Origin of the sequence: Proteus sp. fly-1089 (assembly GCF_040138965.1) — a bacterium.
Classification (GTDB): domain Bacteria; phylum Pseudomonadota; class Gammaproteobacteria; order Enterobacterales; family Enterobacteriaceae; genus Proteus; species Proteus vulgaris_B.
Map to the genome: position 1 here is coordinate 275454 of NZ_JBEETS010000001.1, position 25242 is coordinate 300695.

Sequence of the window (25242 nt, forward strand, 5' to 3'; positions counted from 1 at the left end):
GCAAAGAATACCAAATTTAGGCTTGTTGTGATTTTAACCAAGCGATTTCATCAGGCCAAATATCAGGGTTAATAGTTTCTAAAATTAGTGGAATACCGTCAAAACGTGCATCTTGCATAATATAACTGAAAGGAACTTTGCCAATATTGCCTTCACCTAAGCTATGGTGACGGTCAACTCGACTTGCTAATTCACTTTTAGCGTCGTTTAAGTGCATCGCTTTTAAGTATTGGAAGCCGACTATTTTTTCAAACTCAGCAAAGGTTTTTTCACACTCTTCACGGGTTCTTAGATCATAACCAGCAGCGAAGGTGTGACAAGTATCAATACAAACGCCAACGCGAGATTTATCTTCAACACCATCAATAATCGCCGCAAGATGTTCGAAACGATAACCCAAATTAGTACCTTGGCCAGCTGTATTTTCAATAACAGCGGTAACATTTTTTGTTTTTTCTAAAGTGATGTTAATTGACTGAGCTATTTTTTGTAAGCATTTATCAACATCAATTTTATTTAAGTGGCTACCAGGATGAAAATTAAGTAGTTCAATGCCAAGTTGTTCGCAACGTTGCATTTCATCTAAAAAAGCGTCTCTCGATTTTTCAAGCGCTTCTTCTTCAGGATGGCCTAAATTAATTAGATAACTGTCATGGGGTAAAATTTGAGAAGGGCCATAACCATAAAGTTCACAGTTCTTTTTAAATTTATCAATGACTTCTGTGGATAATGGAGCGGCTTTCCACTGGCGCTGGTTTTTAGTAAAAAGAGCAAACGCAGTAGCTTTGATTTCATGTGCGCGTAATACCGCCTGATCGACGCCACCAGCAGCACTGACATGTGCGCCAACAAATTTCATTACTTCTCTCCTTAGATTTATTTCACACCACGATAACAAACATACAAGCGTATAACATCATATTGAGATAATAAAAGCAAAAAAGCGCAACTAAAAAGTTGCGCAATAATAAAAAACACTTCTCAAGGCGAAAATTTAAGGGGAGGGTAATTTTTATCGATATTCCTATTAAGACATCAGCACAGTTTGAATAAAGATATTAATTATCGCACCACCAAGGGTTAACCAGAAAAATAAGAATAAAGCTAATAATAATGGTTTGATACCGGCTTGTCGGATAGCGCTAATATGTGTTGTTAAACCTAATGCCACCATTGCCATTGCTAATAAAATGGTATCGATAGTCACAATGTAACTAACAATAGAAGCTGGAATTAAATTTAAAGAATTGAAACCAGCCATTAAAATAAAGAATACGGCGAACCAAGGAATAGTGATTGGACTTTTTTCGGTAGTTTGTGCGCCATTGTTTGCCTTACTTTTCTTTTTACTTAAATAAGTTGAAAGAATAATTAAGAATGGCGCCAGCATCATTACGCGGATCATTTTACTAATAACGGCTGCATTTTCAGCGTCAGGGCTAATTGAGTGTCCTACAGCAACGACTTGAGCCACTTCATGAATTGTTGAACCTGAAAAAATACCAAAAGTTTCTTCTGTAAATGGCAACCAGCCTGCAAATGCATTTAAGTGATAGAACCAAGGATAAAGAAAAATACCAATAGTCCCAAAAATCACAACCGTAGACACCGCTACCGCTACTTGGCTTGCTTGTGCTTTGACAACCGGCTCTGTTGCCATAACAGCCGCCGCACCGCAAATACTACTACCGGCACCAATCAAGATCACCGTTTGTTCATCTAGCCCAAAATATTTTCGACCGATCCACATTGCAATAAGAAAAGTCGATGTCAGCATAATTGCATCTATAATTAAACCGGTTGCACCCACATCAGCAATTTGCTGAAACGTTAGTCTGAAACCATACAAAATAATACCTGTGCGTAATAAATAGTGTTTGGCGAATTTGACACCTTCATCACTATAGGGTTTTGCAACAGGATAAAGCGTATTACCAATAATAATACCGAATAAGATCGCCAGCGTTAATGCACCTAAACCCATGTTAGAAAACCAAGGGATATCACCAATATAAATAGCAAGCGCAGTTAATACGCCTGTTAATAATAAACCAGGGAGCCAGCGATAAATTGGAGTAACACATTTTTTCGCCAATGTAATAGGTTGACTTTGCTCTGACATAGAAAAACCTTGCTTATATGAATTTTGCATAAGCATATAACAACCAATCTTATTTATTAAACTCATTATTTTTATAATAATAACCAGTAAAACTAATATAGGTGTATTTTCTTAAATGTGCTTGGTATGTTACTGGTTTGTGGATAGTATGTTATTACAATGACGGCTCAAAGGTGGAATGGACATGCGAATTACGTTGCGGCAACTGGAAGTCTTTACTGAAGTTCTTAAAAGTGGTTCTACAACGCAAGCATCACAACAGCTTGCTCTATCTCAATCTGCTGTCAGTGCTTCTTTAACTGATCTAGAAAGCCAATTAGGAGTACAGCTTTTTGATAGAGTGGGAAAACGTCTTGTTACGAATGAACATGGTCGATTACTTTATCCCAGAGCATTATCTTTACTTGAACGTGCAATCGAAATTGAACAACTATTTCAGGCTGGAAATGGTGCTTTACGTATTGCTGCTAGTACCACAATAGGTAATTACATTCTTCCAAAAATGCTGGGTAATTTTCATCGTAATTACCCTGATATTCCATTAGAAATGAGCATTGGGAATACAGAAGAAGTCGTTAAGCTCGTGAGTGAGTTCCGGGTTGATTTAGGATTAATTGAAGGTGCTTGTCAAAGTTCTGAGTTAATTAGCCAAAAATGGCTTCTAGATGAAATGGTTGTTTTTTGCTCACCAGATCATCCCTTAGCTAAAGCAACAAAAGTGACTTTAGCTGATTTACAATCAGCACCTTGGATCTTACGAGAAAATGGTTCAGGAACTCGAGATGTTCTTAATCATCTTCTTTTTGCTTCTTTGCCAGGCTATCGCATTGAAATGGAATTAGGTAATTCAGAAGCGATAAAACACGCAGTTATGTATGAAATGGGTATCAGTTGTTTATCTCGTCGAGTTATTGAGGAACAGATTAATAACGGCTCATTAAAAGAGATAAAAGTAGAAGGGTTGGCATTACAACGTACCCTATATCTGGTGTATCACCGCCAAAAACATGTCTCTGATGCACTGAAAAAACTGCTGACATATTGTAATGCTGAACACTTAATCAGCAATTTTTCATAAATTGCTAATAATTGACGCCCGATTATGAAGGTATCTTATAATCATGGATCCTTGCTATTCACGAACGACAGATTTGCTACAATCCTCGTCAGAAAAGTGAATATAAAAGTGGAATGTTATGTCAGAACAACAAAAAAGTACTGCTAAGTCGGGCACAGTACAGCAGACTTTGCGCCGAGAATTAAAGGCGCGGCATTTAGCGATGATCGCTATTGGTGGTTCAATTGGTACAGGACTTTTTGTCGCATCAGGGGCTACGGTTGCTCAAGCAGGGCCTGGTGGGGCATTACTCTCTTATGCTTTAATTGGGCTGATGGTCTATTTTCTAATGACAAGCCTTGGTGAGTTAGCCGCATTTATGCCCGTATCCGGCTCTTTCTCAACTTACGGTTCTAAGTATGTAGAAGAAGGCTTTGGTTTTGCATTAGGTTGGAACTATTGGTACAACTGGGCAGTTACCATTGCAGTTGACCTTGTTGCTGCACAATTAGTCATGCTTTATTGGTTCCCTGATGTTGATGGTTGGATCTGGAGTGCTCTATTCCTTGGCGTTATATTCTTGCTTAACTATATCTCTGTAAAAGGATTTGGTGAGGCTGAATATTGGTTCTCTTTGATCAAAGTTTCCACCGTGATTATCTTTATTGTTGTAGGTATTGCGATGATCACTGGCATTATGAAAGGAGCTGAAAACGCAGGTTGGCATAATTGGGAAATTGGTGATGCACCTTTTGCGGGTGGATTTGCAGCCATGATTGGTGTCGCTATGATTGTTGGTTTCTCATTCCAAGGTACAGAGTTAATTGGTATCGCGGCGGGAGAATCTAAAGATCCGGCTAAAAACATTCCAAAGGCTGTGCGTAAAGTTTTCTGGCGTATTTTGCTGTTTTATATCTTTGCTATTTTAATCATTAGCTTAATTATTCCTTATACTGATCCAAGTTTATTACGTAATGATGTTGGCGATATTAGCGTTAGCCCATTCACGTTAGTCTTTAAAAATGCAGGATTACTGTCTGCTGCTGCAATTATGAATGCCGTAATTTTAACGGCGGTTCTTTCTGCGGGTAACTCAGGTATGTATGCCTCAACTCGGATGCTATTTACACTAGCAAGAGAAGGCAAAGCGCCAAAATGCTTTGGTAAATTGTCTAAAAATGGTGTGCCACGTAATGCACTTTATGCAACAACCGTTGTTGCAGGTCTGTGTTTCTTAAGCTCAATGTATGGAAACCAAACTGTCTACTTGTGGTTATTAAACACCTCAGGAATGACAGGTTTTATTGCATGGCTAGGCATTGCAATTAGTCACTATCGTTTCCGCAGAGGTTATGTTGCACAAGGACGCGATTTAAATGACTTACCTTATCGTTCAGGTTTCTTCCCAATTGGTCCAATTTTTGCTTTTATTCTCTGCTTGATCATTACATTAGGACAAAATTACCAAGCATTCTTAGAAGATACGATTGATTGGTATGGTGCAATTGCAACCTATATTGGTATCCCATTATTCTTGTTAATTTGGTTTACTTATAAAATTGTGAAGAAAACCCGCTTTATTCGTTATAACGAAATGGAATTTCCAACCCATATTGCGAATAAAAAATAACCAATAAATCAATGCATTAAAATGCCTACTTTGTGATACTTATCACAGTAAAGTGGGCATTTTTTATTTTTTTAGCCACAAGAAGATAAAAAGCATGTAAAAGACCTAATTATCTCGGGAATCGCATTGATAATAGTTATTATTTGCTTTATTGTTAGCGCATGATTTGTTTTCTGATAAATGAATGTCGATGCTATTGGTTGTAAATAATATGCTTAATGTAATCGGTCTGATCACAGTTAATCCTTTTATTGCTTATAACAGTACACCAATCAAATTTCGCCATGTAATAAGTTATACAGCGAATATATTTCACCGTATAATAATTTGGCGACTCACTTCTTTGTTAAATAGATTGTCCCAGATTGATAATTTGCTCTTTGATTATAAAAAACAGTTGATGAGTTGTACGGTATGTCTTTGCCTTTCAAAACGGCAGATAATGGCAGAAAAACGTAAAAAAAAGATCAGGTACAACAATTGATATGAGCATGATGTCAGAGCGACTCGCGACACAAGAGCATGAAAAAAACGCATCAGATAGCGTGAAAAAACACTATCGTAAAATGATGAATAAACGCATGTTATGGCTAGGCGTTATCATTTTAATTATTTGTGGTTCGGTGGTGTTAGATTTCATCATGGGACCTTCAGGTTTATCACTGGATAAATTATTAACAACACTTTTTCAGCCTGAGCTTGTTGATGCAGGTTCAAGAGTAATTGTATGGGATATTCGCTTACCTTATGCCTTAATGGCAGTGGTGGTAGGTATGTCGCTAGGGTTAGCGGGTGCAGAAATGCAGACCATTTTAAATAACCCTTTAGCAAGCCCATTTACATTAGGTTTATCAAATGCGGCATCATTTGGTGCGGCATTAGCCATTGTGCTCGGTATTGGTATTCCTGGCATTCCTGATCAATGGTTTATTTCAGCCAATGCATTTCTTTTTGCATTGTTATCAGCCTTGTTATTGGATGGAATTACACGTTGGACTCGTGTTCCGACATCAGGTGTTGTGCTTTTTGGTATTGCCATGGTGTTTACTTTCAATGCATTGGTTTCAATGATGCAATTTATTGCGACAGAAGATACTCTTCAAGGACTTGTTTTCTGGACAATGGGAAGTTTAGCGCGTGCAACATGGGTAAAACTTGGGGTTATGGCTGGGGCTTTCGCTGTCATTATGGTGATTTCATGGCTAAGTTCATGGAAACTAACTGCATTGCGATTAGGTGAAGACAGGGCGATTAGCTTTGGTATTGATGTAAAACGCTTAAGATTAGGCTCATTACTGCGGATTAGTATTTTAACGGCACTGGCGGTTGCTTTTGTTGGGCCAATTGCTTTTATTGGGTTAGTTGCACCTCATATTGCCCGTATGATGTTTGGTGAAGATCATCGTTTCTATTTACCAGCAAGCGCATTAATCGGTGCTTTAGTTTTATCATTGGCGTCGATTGCATCTAAAAATTTAATACCTGGTGTCATTATTCCTGTTGGTATTGTGACATCGCTGGTGGGTGTGCCATTTTTCTTCAGTATGATTTTACGTCATAGAGGGAATATCTAATGATTGAAGGATTAAAAATCCAAGATTTTAGCGCTGGCTATGCTAAACATCTCATCATTAAGGCACTTGATGTTGAGCCATTACCTAAAGGAAAAGTCACTGTACTATTGGGGCCAAATGGGAGTGGAAAATCAACATTATTAAGAGCATTGGCTGGATTAAATAAATCATCAGGTGTTATCAGTTTAAATGGAAACGATCTGGCGTCGATGAATTTTGCACAACGTGCCCAAAATGTCGTCTATTTACCACAAACATTACCGGCGGGTGTTCATTTACATGTTTTAGAATCCATTATTGTGGCACAGCGTGCTTCTGGCGGATTACATAATGAACATAGTGAAGCTCAGGTAATGCACTTATTACGTCAATTAGGTATTGAGCATTTAGCGTTACGTTATTTAGATGAATTGTCAGGTGGTCAAAAACAATTAGTTGGGCTTGCACAATCATTGATTAGACAACCCTCTTTATTATTATTAGACGAGCCATTAAGCGCATTAGATCTTAATTACCAATATCATGTAATGGATTTAGTCGCTAAAGAAACACACCGTAGAAATATTATTACTGTCGTTGTTGTCCACGATATTAATATAGCCTTACGACATGGTGAACATATATTAATGTTAAAGCAAGGGCAATTAATGGCGCAAGGTGCACCAGATAAAGTTATTACAGCACAAAGCCTTGCTGATGTTTATGGCGTTCAAGGTCGATTGGAATATTGTTCACAAGGAATACCTCAAATTATTATTGATGGTTTAGTGGATAAATTATAGAGAAGTAAAAGAGAAAAAAATAAATATAGGGATGCAGTAAATAGGGATATAAAAATAATATTAAAATAACTAAGGGTAATTAAATTTATTTATTACCCTAATTTCTGAGCAATTGTCGATCTGTCCATCTATATAAAATGTAAAGAATATATATTCTTGGAGAATCGGGAATGGTAGTGTTAAATAAAAATAAAATCGCGCTTGGCGTTGTTGCTGCTATTGCATCAAGTTTTGTAATGACTGCAACAGCTGAAAATGTAGAAAAACTACTTGTTACAACTGCTTCTGGGTTTAAACAAACGGTTGAAGATGCGCCTGCGTCAGTTTCTGTTGTTACACGTGAACAATTAGAAACTAAGTCTTATCGTGACGTGACTGATGCGCTAAAAGACGTTCCTGGCGTATTAGTAACAGGTGGTGGAAGTAGTTCTGATATTAGTATTCGTGGTATGGATGCAAAATATACCATGATCTTGGTTGATGGTAAGCGTGTTGCATCGCGTGAGACGCGTCCTAATAGTGATAACTCGGGTATTGAACAAGGCTGGTTACCGCCTTTACCTGCCATTGAACGCATTGAAGTTGTACGTGGCCCAATGTCTTCTTTATATGGTTCTGATGCAATGGGTGGGGTTATCAATATTATTACCCGTAAAGCGCAAAAAGAGTGGAACTTTAGTTTACGTGCAGACAGCACTATCACAGAGCGTAAAGATTCAGGTAACACTAATCAAGGCAGTTTTTATGCGGGTGGTCCACTAATTGATAATGTGTTGGGTTTGAAAATTCAAGGTCAATATTCACATCGTAGCGAAGACAAAATTGTGAATGGCTATAACCGTCAGATCACAGCAACAGGTGGTGGTACTTTAAGTTGGACGCCTGATGAGCAGAACACGATTGATTTTGAATTTAAAAAAGATAATCAACATCGTGACTCTCGCGTGTGGCATTCTAAATCAGGAGCACCTAGCCGAGGAAAAGCCCCTGAAAGTAGTTTTACCGACTATGAACTGACACATTATGCACTTACTCATGATGGTGTTTATGACTTTGGTACGATGAATACTTATGTTCAGCGTGATGAAAGCCGTAATCCATCCCGTAAAATGGATTATGACGACACAACAGTACGTAATCAGACAGTTTTAATGTTCGGTGATCATACCTTAAGTGTTGGTGCCCAGTATCGTTATGAAGAATTAAAAGATGAAGGGAATAAACTTAAAGGTAGCAATAAATTAGACCGTTATAGTTGGGCACTATTTGCTGAAGATGAATGGGCAATGACTAACGATTTCGCTTTAACGGGCGGTTTGCGTATGGATAAAGATGAAAACTTTGGTACACACTGGACACCTCGTGTCTACGGAGTCTGGCATCTTGCTGACGAGTGGACATTAAAAGGTGGGGTATCTACCGGTTATCGTTCACCTGATTTACGTCAAGCAACAGCATCATGGGGACAAGGTACAGGTGGTGGTAACTATGATGCGGTTATTTATGGTAATCCAAGCTTAAAACCTGAAAAATCAGTTACCGAAGAAATCTCGATTATTTGGGATAACCGTGAAAACCTGACAGCAAGTTTAGGTCTGTTCAATACCGACTTTAAAGATAAGATCATGGAAGAGCGTCGTTGTGATAGCCGTACCAATAAAGACGGCTCTAAAATGACGGATCTACGTGATTGTACATTAGCAGATGGTGTCGGAAATAGTGGCGGCCCTTATGACTTTGTAAGCGATAGAACGAACGTAGATAAAGCTAATATGCGTGGTATTGAAGCCACCTTTAACTGGACAATATCACCAGAGTGGAATTTAGCGGCTAACTATACTTTTACAGATACTGAGCAAAAAAGTGGTGATTTCAAAGGTAAGCCATTAAATAAACAGCCACGTCATATGGCTAATGCAACTTTAAACTGGGAAACAACGCCAGAAATGGAAACATGGGCGCGTATTAACTTCCGTGGTAAAACCTCTGATTACTTATCACGCACCTCTATGTCACATGGTACGCCTTCTTATGCATTTGTTGATATTGGTACCAGCTACAGCTTAACCAAGCAATTAAATGTGATTGGTGGTGTTTACAACGTGTTAGATCGTCGTATTGACCAAGAACATTTTAATACTACATTAGAAGGTCGTCGTTACAATATTGGTCTGAACTATAACTTCTAATTAATTACCCCTCAGTTTGTGTCATTAAGACTCCACTTGTGGAGTCTTTTTTTATCTTTTATTTGCTGAGAATTAATACTGGAAAGTTTAAATATTGAGGTCTATATTTAGCTCAATAAATTATCTTATCAATCGCTTTATTCTGACTATCATATTGTTATTTCTACGTATTATTCATCATTTTGTTCTTAATTTGTTTACTGACATTTTTATTATGCGAAATAAACCTATAAAAAATAGGTGTTTTTTATTAAAAAACGTTTTATTTAAAAAATGGAAATGGATTTTAACAAAATAATATCATTAGTCTTATTAATGTATTTTAAATACTTTATTTTGATGATTTGATATTGATGGTAAATTTAAATTCGCTTTTAGTCTTATTTATCAATTGGTTGTAGATGTGTTTTTTTATGGTTATTCTGTTTTTTGAAATGTTTGCATTTCAGTATTTGTGATAAAAGCACAATCATTGTTAATTAAATGTGGCGTTATATGTTGACTTAGTTTGCGAATTGAAAAGATCGTAAAAAAAGAGGGTTTTTTGATGAAAATGTATTGCTATTTAAGTCTGAGACGTGCAAAATGCGCCCACTAAAAATATGACTGATGCGTTTAAAGTGCATCGGTTTTTTTTTGCATTTTTATTTATTACTACACCAAGAGGTCAGATTCATTTGAGTCTGAATAGATAACATAATTTGATTAGCAGCCAGCCCCTTAGAGAAAGGGTTGTCATGATAGAGGAATGCTAATATGGTACAATTATTCTCTTTCGCAGTCGGGCCAAACGGCACCTGCGGTAATGATGACTACGGAGCACGGCGTCTCCTAAACACATACACATCCTTAAAAACTTCATTCTATTCTGTTTATAGGCAGATGCGAAGTCTTCCCAGTAACTGTCGGTTGAGTTTATTGAATACTCAAGCCGAAGTTATGGGAGGGTTCGCGAATGTCAGATAACGTCATCTCCTCTATCGGCACTAACCAAACTGGTGCTAACAATCGAGTTCAACTACGTAAAACCTTGACACTAATGCAGGTAGTCATGATGGGGCTTGCTTTTTTACAGCCTATGACTATTTTCGATACATTTGGTATCGTTTCTGGCATTACCAATGGTCACGTAGCAACATCGTATGCAATTGCTTTAGTTGCAATTTTATTTACCGCAGTAAGTTATGGAAAATTAGTTAAGCGTTTTCCATCAGCTGGTTCGGCGTATACTTATGCTCAAAAATCCATGAGTCCATATGTGGGCTTTATGGTGGGTTGGTCTTCTTTACTCGACTATTTATTTATGCCAATGATCAACATCTTATTGGCGAAAATCTATTTACAAGCAATATTCCCGGGTGTTGAACCGTGGATCTTTGTATTTGGTTTAGTGGCTTTAATGACGTTCTTTAACCTACGTGGTATTAACGTTGTCGCTAACTTAAATACAGCAATTGTTATTGTGCAAGTTGCGGTAATGGTTGTATTTGTAGGGTTACTTATCCACGGTGTATATAACGGAGAAGGTGCAGGGGAGTTATGGACCTTTAGACCATTTGCGTCTGTTGATGCAGAAGTTATACCGATGATAACTGGAGCAACAATACTCTGTTTCTCATTCTTAGGTTTTGACGGTATCAGTACATTGTCAGAAGAGACACCAAATGCAGGTAAAGTTATCCCTAAAGCGATTTTCTTAACAGCGCTGATTGGCGGAATTATCTTTATTGCGGTTTCTTACTTTTTACAACTGTATTTCCCTGATATTTCACGATTCAAAAATCCAGAAGAATCACAACCAGAAATAATGCTGTATGTTGCTGGAGCTTTATTCCAGTCCATTATATTAGTGTTCTCTTGCGTAACAGTATTAGCATCAGGCATGGCGGCTCATGCAGGTGTTGCTCGTTTACTTTATGTTATGGGACGCGATGGGGTATTCCCAGAGAAGACTTTTGGTTATGTACACCCTAAATGGCGTACCCCAGCATTTAACGTGCTATTAGTGGGTTTCTTAGCCTTAGGTGCAGTGTTCTTCGATTTAGTCACTGCAACGGCATTAATTAACTTTGGTGCGTTGGTTGCGTTTACTTTCGTGAACTTGTCTGTAATTTCACAGTTCTATATTCGTGAGCGCCGTAATAAAGGAATAATGGACCACATTAATTACCTGATATTACCTATTATTGGTGCAGCGACAATGGGGGTCTTGTGGATAAACCTTGAGCCAGGTTCTATGGAATTAGGCCTTGTTTGGGGCGCTATTGGTATACTTTATATGGTGTGGATCACACGTCGTTTCCGTCGCCCAATGCCACAAATGCCAGAGAAGTAATATTCTAAGAATTGTCATTATGATAAATAAAATGGCCTCAGTAATGAGGCCATTTTTTTGCATTAAATAAATAGTATTAGAATTGAACAGGATAATAAATAACCAATTGATTAATTTGAATACAATAAAGTTAAGGGTATTTACTCATTTAAATAAAAAAATTAAAAATAATTTTATGTGGGATCTAAGTTTATTCTTAAGTATTTGTATTTAGTTATATTTACCTATTTAGATTAAATTAAATTATTATTTATATTAACATAAACATATCTATATATATGAAAAACAAAGTATATATATTGGAAATATACTTTTTTATTTTTTAAGTATTATATCGATGCTCAATTAAAGATTAGCTGAATATTCTAAAAATAAAGAAAATGTTTTATAAATAAAGAATTTTAAATAATTATCCTTATGCAATTTAAGCGTGTTATATAAGTAAGCTTTGATTGTTGTGCTACGCTTTAATAAGAATTAGAAAATATATTTTCTTAGTTCACATCTAATTGAGGTAATTAAGGGAATAATACTAATTCCAATAGACGATTTGTTTAAAAAACGAAAGGTAACAATATGTCTTTAATTAAGAAAGTTGCTCCGTTTATCGTGTTGTCTGGATTTATGGTTGCAGGTAATGCTTTTGCTGCAACACAGGGTACAACTGTGTCATTCGAAGCATTAATTCGTGCCGCAAGTTGTGATGTTTCTTCAACAACAGAAGGTTCTAGAATTGATTGGGGAACCTTCACGAGTGATGAAGTTTCTGGCAAAAACGTCGGTGATCAATTAGGAGATAACAAGACGTTTAATTTAGAGCTTTCTAATTGTACAGCAGCACTAGCAGCTGATGGAACAATCAATCTTTATGCTCGTGGTAATAAATCAAACTTTGATTCTGAAATGTTTGCTAACGCAACAGCCGCTTCTTTAGCTGTAAAATTGCTAGCAACAGCAAGTAATACTTTAGTTAAACCAAATGTTGAAACAGGTCTGAAATTAGGACAAGAGATCATTAAAGATGGTACTGGTCGTATTCCGATGACTGCTGGTCTGTATTTAACAAATGGTGCAGTAACAAGTGATGAATTAAAAGTACCTGTTACTTTTACTGTTGCTTATAACTAATATTACTTAATTTTTAGAGGCTCTATCTAATAGAGCCTCTCATTAAAGAAGAAATATAATGATTAAAATTACAAATAGAATAAGAAAATTTTTTGTTATTTTACTAATGATTATATCTCCACTTGCTTATTCTAAAGGTGTGGGTTTAAACGCTACACGTCTTATTTATCCTGAAGGTGAGAATAGTGTAGGTGTTATCATTCGTAATGAAGAACCAAAAATGAATTATTTGGTACAAGCCTATATTTCCTCTGATGAAAACCCAATTGTATTTCAAGTCACTCCACCTCTTTTTAGAATTAATAGTTTATCAAGGCATGAAGTGAAAATTTATGCCATGAGTAATTCTTTACCGAAAGATAGAGAAAGTATTTTTTATTTTCATGCAAAGATGATCCCTGGACAAAGCAATAATTCTGACACAGCGGGCCTAAGTGTGGGATTTGATAATGTTATAAAACTTTTCTACCGACCTAAAAATTTACCGATGACATCAGAGGATGCGCAAAAGAAATTAGGATTCAGTGTGGAAGGCAAACAATTAAAGGTAGTTAATAATTCCCCTTATTATGTCAACTTTGCTGGGTTTTCTGTCAACAATATAAAGCTAGATGTTAGTTTGGCCAATAACAATGCCATGATCGCGCCTTATAGTTCGATAAAATATACCTTACCTACAGGTGTAACTAAAGGAAGTGTTCAATGGCGTACAATAGATGATTTAGGTGGATTTAATGAACATAAAGCCACATTTTAAACCAATTGTATTGGGTGCATTATTAACTTGTATCTCTTTTTATGGATATAGCGCTGTTGATGATTCTGCGGTTGTAATAGTAAAAGGCTCAGTAACAAAAGGAACGTGTGCTTTTACTTTATCAGACCAAGCGGTGAAGTTTTCTCAATCAATATTAATGCAAAATGTTGATGAAATAGGTGTAAAAAAAGAAAACAAAATACCTTTTTCAGTTAATTATCTTTGCCAGGATTATGTTGATGAAACACCTGATATGGAAGTTGTTATAAAAGCGGGATCAGGAACACAAATTGCAAATAACAAAATATCACCGGTGAATAATCCAACTAATGCGAGTTTTGCTCTATACGATTGTAAAGATGATCATTGTTCTTTAGTTAATTTTAATGCTGGAACAAGTTCTGTTTATATTACAACAGGAAATGGTAATAAAAATAAAGACTTTGAAGTCGAGCTCGTTAAGAAAGACAGTTCAGCGGTTAATCCCGGTACGCTAAAAGCAATATTAGCATTAACACTTATACAACCTTGAGAAAGTAAATATGAATATATTTCTATTGAAAAGGAGTTTGTTAAGTTTATTTATTACACCAATACTATTTATTAGTTTTAGTGCTCAAAGTATTGAATTTGATTTTAAAGTGACCATTGATAAACAGACCTGTAAGCTATCAGTTTCAGGAACAAGTAGTAATGAAGTTGATTTTGGCAGTATTCAATCGAATAAAATTAAAAATAATCTTATAGAGCCTATTCCGATAAAGGTATTACTGAGTGACTGTAAAACGAATGACTTTTTTGATACTTATGTGACGATGAAGGCAAAAAGTACTTTAAATACGATTACTTTTAATGATGATCTCAATAAAAGCTTTGGTATTAGAGTATCAAGTAAAAATAATGTTGCTCAATCTAATACTAATACGGATTTTTTTAAATCTGAAGATACTGTTTGGAATAACATAAGTAAAGATAAATTAGAAAAAACACTTTATACCTATGTCAAATGCAAAGATCCCACTGTTTGTGATCCCGAATCTGGAGAGTTTTCGGCAACATTAACTTTTTCGTATATCGTTGATTAAGATATTATATGAATAATTTTATTATAAAAATCTCTGTCATTTTAATATTAGCTTTTAGTTATTTTAATGCTAACGCTCAAGGGGTTAGTTTAGGCAAAACACGGGTTATTTTTTCTGAAGGTAGTTCAAGTGAAAGTGTATATATTTCAAATGATGATAATCAACCTTATTTAATACAAGCTGGCGTTACTGAAAAAATTGATGGGAATTTGTCATCTAATTTTATCGTTACTCCTCCTGTATTTCGTTTAGAAAGCAAGAGTGTATCATCTTTACGTATCTTATTAAAAGACACTCAAGATTTACCCAGCAATAAAGAGTCACTCTTTTATTTGAATACAAAAATTATACCATCTACTAAACGACCTAATGAAAGTGAATTACAGGAATCAAAATTAGTATTAATAACTAATTTTGTGATTAAAGTAATTTATCGACCTGAAAATATAGCTAGGCCTTTAGAACAAGATTATAAAAAAGTTTTTATTAAAGAACAGGAAGGAAAGTGGTTTTTAGATAACCCAACTCCATATTATATGACATTAACATCAATTAAAGTTGATAATGAAAAATATAATAAAACTTTCTTATTGGCACCTTATAGTAAAACTGAATTGGTAGAACTATCAATAAAAGAAGCTAGTTGGCATATAATTAACGACTATGGTGAGTTATCAAAAGAATTCAAATATAAGGACTAATGAAATGAACATTTTGAATAGTCGTATTTTTTCTATTGTTATTTTGATATTAGGTTTTTTTTATTGCCAATTAGCATGGCCTGCTAATAATGCATTTGAATTTTCATTACAAAGAATGACATATAATGAAGGTAGTAAAAGCATCTCTATCGGTTTAAGAAATAATGAAAAAAAAGCGTATCTTGTTCAAGCTAGTATGAGATGGTTAGATGAATCTACAGGGTTACAATTAATTGATAAAAAAGAGAATCCTCCTTTTATTTTAACTCCGCTATTACAAAAAATAGAACCTGAAGAATACTATGAGTGGGTAATTAAGTTTACTGGTTCAGAAAGTGCGTTATCAACAGATAGAGAGAGTGTTTATATTTCTCAATTTCGATTAATACCATCCACATCTGAAGAAACACCAAATGTGCAGATGAACTTTATTAGGGCATTAAACTTTAAAGTATATTATCGACCAAAATCTCTTGAAGGTATAAAAATAAAAGATGCAGAAAAAAAATTAACATTCTCAATTGATGGTAATAAAATAATTGCTAAAAATGATTCACCTATTTATCTAGCTTTTAACACAATAAAGATAAATGGAAAAGAGATCGAACTGCAAGAGTTATCGAAAAATGTGCCTCCATTTGGTACGCAAGAATACTTATTTTTAAATAAAGAAAATATTACATCTATTCATTGGCAAGTATTAGATGAATTTATGTTCCCATTAGATGAAAAAATGAAAACAGTAAATTAATAAATTTATAAAGCCAAATATTAAGAGTGTGAAAATGAATAAATCAATGGCAATGTTTAGATACAGTTTTTTTACATCACTTATTTTGCTCTCATTTAATTCTTTTTCAGAGGATTATTTTGATCCCGCATTACTTGATGGACAATTAGGTGCATCTGCAAATGAAATTGATTTAAGCCAATTTTCACAAAAAGATGCGTTACCTGAAGGTGAAATATCTTTGTTAGTTTATGTCAATAATAATAACAATGGTGAATTCGTCATTAATTTAGTAAAAGGGCCTAATAATAAAGTGGTACCTGAAATAACCAGAGAGTTATTAGATAAATTAGGTGTTAATACTAAGGTAATACCTAAATTAAATGCGTTAAGAAACGATCAGGTGATTTATGATATTAACGAATATATTCCTGATGCATTAATAAAAGTAAATTTATCTGAATTAAAACTAATCACTAGTTTTCCTCAAATTGTTATGTCTAATGATGTCGTTGGCTATATTGATCCAGCCTCTTTTGATAGTGGTGTTACTGCCATGTTTATCAATTATATGTTTAGTGGAGGCCATTCTTCTAACGATAGTCATTCTGATAAAATGAATAATAATGGAAAACAAAAAAATGATAATTTCTTTGCTCAACTAAGAGCTGGGTTTAATCTTTATGATTGGCGTTTACGTTCTACAATGACACAGACGTATACCCGAAATTCAAATAATGCAGAGACTCAAAGTAATAATAGTAATAAATTTTCTAATACATACCTTTCACGTAATCTTTATTCTTTACGGTCGGAATTTATAATTGGTGAAACTACAACTGGAAATGATGTCTTTGATAGTATTCCAATGAAAGGTATGCGTTTAGTTTCTAACGAACAAATGTTGCCAGCGAGTCAACAAGGTTTTGCTCCAGATGTGAGTGGGATTGCTCAATCTAATGCCCAAATTACTATCCGACAAAATGGGAATGTTATTTATCAAACTTATGTTGCACCCGGCGCATTTAAAATAACGGATCTTTATGCGAGTGGCTCAGGGGGGAACTTGGATGTCACAGTGAAAGAAGAAGATGGTTCAGAAAGGACATTTACCGTTGCTTTTTCATCATTACCCGTAATGTTAAGACCGGGGGGATGGAAATATGAAATTAGTACTGGGCGATTTGATGGCGGCACAACGGTTGGCTCTAAAAAGGCAGATTTTTTGCTTGCCAGCGGTATTTATGGTTTACCTTATGATGTCACTCTTTATGGTGGGGTATTAGGGGCGAAAGATTATTACGCTATTTCCTCTGGGATAGGAATTTCATTAGGTAATTGGGGGGCTCTGTCTACAGATATCACCCATGCTCATGCTGATTTTAATACTATAGGCTCTCAAAATGGGCAATCTTATCGATTCCGTTATTCTAAAAATATGACTACTACCGGAACCTCTGTTGACTTAACAGCATTACGTTTTTCAACTAAAGATTATTACGATTTTAATCAATTTAATACTGAAGATTATCGGTTAAAAGATGGTACTTCACCGTGGTTAGGTGAACGAGAAAAAAGCCGTTTTACAACTTCATTATCACAATCATTAGGTCAATACGGTAGTATTTATTTATCTGGTAGCCGTTATAATTATTGGGAACAAGATAAGAATGTTACTCAACTTACGACAGGCTATAATGGTAATATTCATGGTATTAACTTTGGCATTAATTACAGTATTGATAGAATAAAATCAGATGATAGCTGGCCTGAGAACAGGCAAATTAGTTTTAATGTGAGTGTTCCATTTAGTGTGTTTAGTAATTCGCCTGCGCTCAGCAATTTTAATAGCACTTACATGATAAACCATGATAATAATGGAAGAACTAATCAGCAAGTTGGATTATCTGGTAGTGCATTTGATAACTCCTTATCTTATGGTATTTCTCAATCTTGGGCTAACCAAGGCCAACCTAATAATGGCTCAGCATATGCTAATTATTCAGGTAACTACGGTACATCCTCTCTAAATTATAATTATTCAAGTGACTATTATAATGTTAATGGCAGTATGAATGGTGGTTTACTTTTACATTCAGATGGTTTGTTGCTGGGTAGAAGTATGGGCAATAGTATGGCTATTGTTGAAGCGCCTGGAGCAAAAGGAACTGAGTTAAGTTCAGGAAATGGTGCGATTAATGGTCAAGGATATGCGTTATCACCATATCTTACAGAATACCGCCAAAACACAATTGCATTAAATGTCAATACATTGCCTGATAATACGACTCTACAATCAACATCTCAAAATGTAGTTCCGACAAAAGGCGCTATTGTTAAGGTTGCCTTTAAAACAAAGATTGGCTTCCAAGCTATTTTAAATCTTTCTCAGAATAAGAGTGTTGTCCCATTTGGTGCTATTGCTACGTTAATTGATGCTGATAATCCTAATGATTTGAATACAGGTATTGTTGGTGAAAATGGTCAGCTTTATATGAGTGGACTTCCTGATAATGGCAAGCTGTTAGTGAAATGGGGTAATAAAATCCAGCAAAGTTGCAACGTTTCATATAGTGGCTTAAGTAATATTGAAGTCAATAGCAAGCAACCAATAAGAATTTTATCTCTTTCTTGCCAATAAAAAATAATCCTTATTTTATAGGTGGATGCAGAACTATGAAAATACGTAATTTAATGATGGCATCACTGACTTCAGTATTAATGACTTCGTCATTTAATGTTTTAGCTGGAACAGATAGGGGGGTTATGACATTAAACTTAACAGGGGTGATTGATATGAATATTAGCCCCACTCAAGTTCAATATATAAATGGTACATTGGGTGGAACTAGTAGTTTTCCTGGGAGTCCTGTTTATGATAGTAGCAGTAACTCTTCCTGGGATACTAAGTATGCGATTATTTCATTAAGTCAGTCAAAAACGAGATGTGATGCCACATTTGTTTCTAAAATTCCTGGGCAAACTAATAAATATGGTCTGAAGTTAACGCATGCCAATAATTCAGGGACTGCAGTATATGTAACACCACAATTTAACTTCAATGTCAGTTTATCTAATTTTAGCTCTAATTATCAAAGTGCTTATTCAGGACAATTTTTTCAGGTAAACAGTAATCTTGTTGATAAAGAATCATCTAGTATTAATGTATGTTTTGTGCCATATAATTATGCAACAACAGCAGTTCCTGGTGGTGGTTCAAAAGTTATTAGCGTCACAACACCAAGTTCATTTCCTGTTTATATTGATGCTAATTTAACGCCAGGTAAGTTAACGTATAGAGGTACTCCTTTTTATGTAGGTAGTTTTGGTCGGAGTGCTAGTGGTGACTTTTTTGCACAAGTTAACGTAATTGCAGATGTAACAGTAAAACGTTCTTGTGCTGTTACTGGTGTATCTAATCAACAAATTAATGAAAATATGACATTTACGAATGAAGTCATTAAAGATTCTGTATTTACACTATCCTGTGGTGGTACAGGTAACCCTGTAAATATGTCTGCGGTGATTAAAGAGGGAAGTTTAGATCCAAGTAATGTAAATAAATTAGTCTTAGCACCTATTAATGGTACTGTATCTAACAAAAAACCTTGGGTTATAGGATTGCCTTATAAGCAAACTTCAACACCGAATTTAAAATGTGCTGATGAAAATAATAACAATTTATTAAAGTTCAATAATACAGATATCGAGCTAAAAGGAACCAATATGGGGAATAACCAACCTGATATATTTGGTATCAAATGGGCTCTTTGCAAACCAGATGGTACAAAAGCGGGTGAATATCGCGGAAAAGTGGATGTGAATATTTTTGTCCGTGGATAAAGATAGTGGTTTAAAAAAGAAAAAAGTGGATCATAGGGTCCATTTTTTTTATGAAAGATATTTTTACTTCTATTAATTCAACTTAAAATTTTATTTCAAATCGAATAAGTATTTCAATTGCAAACTATTTTAAATTAGATTATTTAAACTAAATAAATGATCAATTTTTTATTTTAAATAAAATTTATTTTAATTTTTATAATTAAATAAGCTTAACATTAATTAACTTGTTAAGTGATTTTTGTGATTATATAAGACTAATTTTTTAAGATAAGTTGATTTTTTTAATCTTTATATTCTAAAAGTTATGGTGTTTTATTTGTTATTCATTTTTTGATATTTACTTTATATATTTTAATATCAATAATGTTAAAGATTAGATGTATCATAAATAAATATGATTAAAATCACAGACCCTATTTATTGCACAATATGAAAAAAATTATACTCTTTTTAAAATTATGGTTATTTTTTGCGCTATTTAATATTCCCATATCTTCAGCTGATACTTCTGAGAAAATGACTGAAATATTTAATCAGCAACAACAACATAATCAAAGTCAACAAGAAGCGCTTTATCAACAATTAATACCTGAAGTACCTAATATATATTTTGATATTAGCCAATATGAAAAAATAGAGCATAAAACAGAAGAAAAGCTTTGTTTCCAAATAGAACATATTGAAATAACCAATGCAGAAGTTATTCCTCATTGGGTTAATTTATCTCGTTTTAAAACAGAATTTATAGGGCAATGTTTGGGTATAAAAGGAATAAATACCGTCGTCACTCGAATGCAAAATCGTCTATTAATGCATGGGTGGATCACCACACGTATTGTTGTACCTGAACAAGATATTAGTCGTGGAACATTATATTTAACAATAGTTCCGGGGATTATTCGTAATGTTAAATTTACTGATGACTCTGATAAATACGCCTTGTTGTATACCAGTATGCCTGCGCATAAAAAACAGTTACTCGATTTACGAGATATTGAACAAGGGCTAGAAAACCTACAGCGATTGCCGGTTGTGAGTGCTGAAATGGAAATTAAACCAGGGAAAAATGCAGGGGAAAGCGATATTGTGATAAAACGAAAACAATCTCGTTTCTGGCATACTTCATTATGGATCAATGATGCCGGATCGCCTGCAACAGGGCGTTATCAAGGTGGCTTAATGTTAGCACTAGATAATCCTTTAGCGCTGAGTGATTTGTTCTATTTATCAACAGAACGTGATTTAGACTTCGCTGGGAATAAAAATAATCAAAATATTATGGCGCATTACTCTGTGCCTTTTGGGTATTGGCTATTTGATATTAACGCTTCTAAATATGATTATTCCCAAACAGTTGCAGGTCATATCAAAGATATTCTCTATTCAGGTGAAAGTGAGAGCATTAATGCGGGTGTGTCATACACTCTTTTTCGTAATCAGAAAAGTAAAACGACCTTACGTTATGCTATCCAAGCTAAAGTTTTACGCAATTATGTTGATAATACTGAAATTGAAATTCAGCGGCGAAGGGTTAGTCACTGGTTAATTAACTTATCTCACCGCCAATATTTTAGTTTTGCGACCTTTGATGCCAGCATTAATTATCAAAAAGGAACACGCTGGTTTGGTTCAGTCGCAGCGTATGAAGAACAATATCGTGATAATTATTATGCAACAGATAAAGCCGGTATTTTAACATGGCGTGCTGAATTAGATATTCCAATGTCTATTGCTCAGCAGCAATTTAAATACCAAGTAAGTTATCGTAAACAAATGACGCACGATGCATTAACGCCCATTGATCAGTTTGCAATCGGAAATCGTTGGACTATTCGTGGATTTGATGGTGAAAGAACACTGAGCGCTAATGAAGGTTGGTATTTACAAAATACATTAAGTTGGCAATACCCTAAATCAGAGCAATTTTTTTATTTTGGTGCTGATTACGGTGAACTAAAAATCAATGCGAATAATCCTCGATTATTAGGTAAACATCTTGCGGGTGGTATCGTGGGTATAAAAGGCTCGTTATTTTCATCCACAATAAAATATGATTCGTTTATTGGTACGCCATTATCTAAACCAGACGGATTTAAAACGGATCATGTTAATTTAGGATTTAGTATTAACTTTAATTATTAAAATACAGCATTAAATATTAATACTGACAAACAGCGCATTGATAATACTGATACAGCAACAAGTGGCGGTATTATAAGTAAAGGCGAATTAGAAATTAACGCCGGTAATATTGATAACCTTGAAGGTAAAATCACGTCAACGGCTAAACAGTCACTGTTTGTTGAAGATATTAATAATAAGAAAGGTAAGATTGGTAGCATAGAAGAGCGGGTATTAATCGAAAGTGGTGCTATTAATAACCAAAATGGTCTTATTACGGCAAAAACACAATTAGATATCACAACGAAAAATAATCAATTAGATAATAGCAACACGTTGTCTCAAGCCGGGATTATTAGTCATGGGGTATTAAACCTTGTGACAGGTAACTTAAATAATCAATCTGGCTATATCTTTTCTGCTAAATCTTTATTGCTTAATAACTTAGGGATGCGCAACCGTGGTGGCGAAGTTATTAGTCAGGCAAACGGCTTTAAGTTAACGACTCAAACATTAGATAACCAGCAAGGCACACTTTATTCAGCAGATAATTTCACTTTAGATACACAAGGTTATGCGTTAAATAATAATCAGACGCTATCGGGTGGTATTATTAGCCAAGGAAAATTAGATCTAAAAAGTGGTGAGCTTAATAATACTCAAGGGCGCATTATTTCTGATGACGACTTAAATATTTCTAGCGCAAAATTGATTAATCACCAAGCACAATTAGGCAGCAAACAGGGTGGGTTAAATTTAAAATCAGCTGAAATTGATAATAAAAAAGGTGTGATTAGTGCGAGTCAAAATGTCGTTATTAACACACAGAAACAAAATATTAATAACCAAAATGGACTAATAAGTGCATTAGCTAACCTGACTATTTATAGTGGGCAACTGGTTAATCAAACAGGAAAAATAACCACTAATAAGCAAGCAACGATTAATGCGACCGATCTTGATAATAGACAAGGGAGCATTGCCAGTAATAGCCATCAATTAACCATTAATGCCAATAATATAAATAATGCGAAAGGGCTAATTTACGCGGTTAAAGCGCTCACCATTAATGCCGATGGTAAGTTAACGAATACGGATAACAAAGCGACAGCAGGCATTATTACTCAACATAATCTGAACGCAACGGTTAAGCAACTAGACAACCAAAATGGATTAATTTCTGTCGCTGGTATGCTGAAATTAATTAGCCCTGAAAAATTAAATAATCAGCAAGGGATAATAACGGTGGGGCAAAAAGCAGACCTACAAACAGAACAGTTAAATAACTATCAAGGAAAAATTTCTTCTGGCGATTTATTAACGATTAGCCACTCCAATACGCCACTTATTAATCGTGAAGGGACGCTTGTATCTTCTGGTGCGATTTTATTAAACAGTGGCGATATTGATAACCAGCAAGGGAAAATAACTGCGCTTAATGCGGTCACTATTAACAGCGGTAAGTTACAGAATAATCAAGGCACTCTATACGCCAGAAAAGCGTTAAATATCCATTCTCAAGAATTGGTTAATACCGATGGCTTATTGCAATCAGATAGCCAACTTAAGTTAAATACCAGACAAAATGATCTGATCAATTTAAATGGCAAAGTTATTGGTGCGACTGAAACTCAACTTAATGTTGCAGGGCTTAATAACCAAAAAGGGCATATTCAGGCAACTGACAAACTGAATATTCAGTTAAATCAAAGTGAGTTAGATAATCAGCAAGGAACACTATTATCAGCTAATAACTTACTGATCAACGGTAAGCGTATTGATAACCAACAAGGCGTTATTCTTGCGGGTAACAATACCGAAATCACGCTAAGTCAGGAATTAAATAACCAGATAGGTCAGATCCAATCTCAAGAACAACTCACTGTAACGGCTCAACGGCTTGATAATCAGCAAACAGACGATGAAAACCTAGGATTAAAAGCAAATAATATTCATATTGCAGTAAACGATTTGCTTAATCATCAAGGTGTTATTCAAGCCAGTGAGCAACTCAAATTAATTCCTACTGAAAACCTGAATAATCAACATGGCTTGATATCTGCTGCAATGTTGGTCATTGAAGGTAAAAGCGAAAACAAATTAGCTATTGATAATAAAAAGGGGCTATTAGCCGCGACACAACAGCTTCGTTTATAGCAATAAAGAAATTACTGCAGATTCGCTACACCCAACAACAGTAGATTATATTAAGAAACAGTTAGGAGTCGAAATAGGTGAGTTTACTCATTTTTGTAAAAATAAAGTTGGTGCATGTGCTGAGGTATCGGCGGCAGATTCATTGGTTCGCCAAGGTGCTAAACCTGAAAATATTAAATTTACTGATGCATTAAGACCTAAAGCATTTAGGCAAGCATCTAGTCAAAAGAATGGAAATTTAAATTCAGAAAAGATAATTATTGAAACATGCGATAATTGTAAAGTCACATGGTCAAAGGAAATAAAATAATGAATACATCAAACAGTCATTGGGAACCCGGTTTTGGTACTATTTATACTTGGTTTGCAATGGATAAAAATGGAAAGATAGCTGTAATGGTTAATAATTGTTGGGGCTGGTTACCTAACTCTCTTTTATCAATTAATAACTTTGAAAATTTATTAGATGAACTCAATGAATTTAAGTGGGAAGAATCAGAAAAATATACTACATATCCTGAAAATAAAAATGGAAAAACTATTCTTGATTTATACTCATCTCTTGTATATCGAGGTTTCAAACATAGAGAAGATATTGAATATTGGGTAAATAGGCATCTGAGTGGAGAACTTAATGAAATTAATATGCCATCTAGAAAAGGCTTTTTTATATATCACGGTATAGAAGGTAATATGGAAGGGGAAGATTATCCGGTTGGTTTTACTGGAAAAACTAAAATGGGTGATTATTTTAGGTACTTAGTACCAACGATATACGCTTCAATCTATGACTTTCCTGAAGAATTACGTCATGGAATAGCCGTTTCTGATACAGTAGATTTTACTCTCAATAGAGTATTGGATAACGATAAAATTGATGAATACTTTCCAAGAATGTATAGCAAGTAATAGTATTACTAAGGATATTTTAGCGTAAGCGAAGATCTCCTTAAGTTTTTATACGTTACTCACTCCTTATTCAACCAGATAGTCAACTGTTTAGTTTAGCCATGTTGGGGAACCGTATT

The 25242-nt window shown here is 34.8% G+C and carries 21 protein-coding genes and 1 pseudogene; 20 read left to right on the top strand and 2 right to left on the bottom strand.

Annotated features, from left to right (window positions below):
* Positions 1-16: 16 nt before the first annotated feature.
* Both nfo and ABN080_RS01270 read right to left on the bottom strand, forming a co-directional pair.
* Positions 17-859, bottom strand: coding sequence for a deoxyribonuclease IV (gene nfo / locus ABN080_RS01265; protein ID WP_115351016.1), 843 nt, complete (start codon positions 857-859; stop codon positions 17-19).
* A 168-nt stretch (positions 860-1027) separates the two neighbouring features.
* The gene (locus ABN080_RS01270; protein WP_349440163.1) at positions 1028-2122 is read right to left on the bottom strand and encodes a YeiH family protein; all 1095 of its coding nucleotides are present in this window, start codon (positions 2120-2122) and stop codon (positions 1028-1030) included.
* Between the two features lie 184 nt (positions 2123-2306).
* Here ABN080_RS01270 and yieE point away from each other — a divergent pair, with 184 nt between their 5' ends.
* The 20 genes and pseudogenes from yieE (at position 2307) to ABN080_RS01360 (ending at position 25123) form a co-directional block, all read left to right on the top strand.
* Complete coding sequence (gene yieE, locus ABN080_RS01275; protein ID WP_349440164.1) at positions 2307-3200, top strand: DNA-binding transcriptional regulator YeiE; 894 nt, start codon at positions 2307-2309, stop codon at positions 3198-3200.
* Between the two features lie 118 nt (positions 3201-3318).
* The gene (locus ABN080_RS01280; protein ID WP_349440165.1) at positions 3319-4809 is read left to right on the top strand and encodes an amino acid permease; all 1491 of its coding nucleotides are present in this window, start codon (positions 3319-3321) and stop codon (positions 4807-4809) included.
* Positions 4810-5294: 485 nt separating this feature from the next.
* Positions 5295-6383 carry a FecCD family ABC transporter permease gene (locus ABN080_RS01285; protein WP_349440166.1) on the top strand — a complete coding sequence of 363 codons (1089 nt, stop codon included), beginning with the start codon at positions 5295-5297 and terminating at the stop codon, positions 6381-6383.
* On the top strand, positions 6383-7165 hold the full coding sequence (locus ABN080_RS01290; RefSeq protein WP_349440168.1) for an ABC transporter ATP-binding protein: 783 nt from the start codon (positions 6383-6385) through the stop codon (positions 7163-7165). Before ABN080_RS01285 ends, ABN080_RS01290 begins: the two co-directional genes overlap by 1 nt.
* 170 nt (positions 7166-7335) lie before the next feature.
* On the top strand, positions 7336-9354 hold the full coding sequence (locus tag ABN080_RS01295) for a ligand-gated channel protein (RefSeq protein WP_349440169.1): 2019 nt from the start codon (positions 7336-7338) through the stop codon (positions 9352-9354).
* 756 nt (positions 9355-10110) lie between these two features.
* Positions 10111-10320, top strand: a complete 210-nt coding sequence (locus tag ABN080_RS18180) for a hypothetical protein (RefSeq protein ID WP_371032732.1) — start codon at positions 10111-10113, stop codon at positions 10318-10320.
* Positions 10310-11689 (top strand): APC family permease, encoded by a 1380-nt coding sequence (locus ABN080_RS01300; RefSeq protein WP_072069927.1) that lies wholly within the window; start codon positions 10310-10312, stop codon positions 11687-11689. The genes ABN080_RS18180 and ABN080_RS01300 overlap by 11 nt, the downstream gene beginning before the upstream one ends.
* Before the next feature lie 576 nt (positions 11690-12265).
* Positions 12266-12817, top strand: coding sequence for a fimbrial protein (locus ABN080_RS01305; RefSeq protein WP_072069926.1), 552 nt, complete (start codon positions 12266-12268; stop codon positions 12815-12817).
* 58 nt (positions 12818-12875) lie between these two features.
* Positions 12876-13574, top strand: a complete 699-nt coding sequence (locus tag ABN080_RS01310; RefSeq protein WP_349440170.1) for a fimbrial biogenesis chaperone — start codon at positions 12876-12878, stop codon at positions 13572-13574.
* On the top strand, positions 13552-14106 hold the full coding sequence (locus ABN080_RS01315) for a fimbrial protein (RefSeq protein ID WP_072069924.1): 555 nt from the start codon (positions 13552-13554) through the stop codon (positions 14104-14106). Before ABN080_RS01310 ends, ABN080_RS01315 begins: the two co-directional genes overlap by 23 nt.
* 25 nt (positions 14107-14131) lie before the next feature.
* Positions 14132-14659: a fimbrial protein gene (locus tag ABN080_RS01320; protein WP_349440171.1), complete on the top strand. Its 528-nt coding sequence runs from the start codon at positions 14132-14134 to the stop codon at positions 14657-14659.
* An 8-nt stretch (positions 14660-14667) separates the two neighbouring features.
* On the top strand, positions 14668-15360 hold the full coding sequence (locus ABN080_RS01325; protein WP_349440172.1) for a fimbrial biogenesis chaperone: 693 nt from the start codon (positions 14668-14670) through the stop codon (positions 15358-15360).
* A gap of 4 nt (positions 15361-15364) precedes the next feature.
* Positions 15365-16111, top strand: a complete 747-nt coding sequence (locus tag ABN080_RS01330; protein WP_196553282.1) for a fimbrial biogenesis chaperone — start codon at positions 15365-15367, stop codon at positions 16109-16111.
* 34 nt (positions 16112-16145) lie between these two features.
* Complete coding sequence (locus tag ABN080_RS01335; RefSeq protein ID WP_349440173.1) at positions 16146-18731, top strand: fimbria/pilus outer membrane usher protein; 2586 nt, start codon at positions 16146-16148, stop codon at positions 18729-18731.
* 35 nt (positions 18732-18766) lie between these two features.
* On the top strand, positions 18767-19933 hold the full coding sequence (locus ABN080_RS01340; RefSeq protein WP_196553281.1) for a hypothetical protein: 1167 nt from the start codon (positions 18767-18769) through the stop codon (positions 19931-19933).
* A gap of 519 nt (positions 19934-20452) precedes the next feature.
* A complete protein-coding gene (locus tag ABN080_RS01345; protein ID WP_349440174.1) occupies positions 20453-22078 on the top strand; it encodes a ShlB/FhaC/HecB family hemolysin secretion/activation protein in 1626 nt (541 codons plus the stop codon).
* 72 nt (positions 22079-22150) lie between these two features.
* Positions 22151-22243 (top strand): annotated as a pseudogene (locus tag ABN080_RS18185) (hypothetical protein); the annotation flags it as partial.
* 192 nt (positions 22244-22435) lie between these two features.
* Positions 22436-24214 (top strand): hypothetical protein, encoded by a 1779-nt coding sequence (locus ABN080_RS01350; protein WP_349440175.1) that lies wholly within the window; start codon positions 22436-22438, stop codon positions 24212-24214.
* A 142-nt stretch (positions 24215-24356) separates the two neighbouring features.
* Positions 24357-24524: a hypothetical protein gene (locus ABN080_RS01355; RefSeq protein WP_349440176.1), complete on the top strand. Its 168-nt coding sequence runs from the start codon at positions 24357-24359 to the stop codon at positions 24522-24524.
* The gene (locus ABN080_RS01360) at positions 24524-25123 is read left to right on the top strand and encodes a hypothetical protein (protein ID WP_196553278.1); all 600 of its coding nucleotides are present in this window, start codon (positions 24524-24526) and stop codon (positions 25121-25123) included. The genes ABN080_RS01355 and ABN080_RS01360 overlap by 1 nt, the downstream gene beginning before the upstream one ends.
* Positions 25124-25242: the final 119 nt, after the last annotated feature.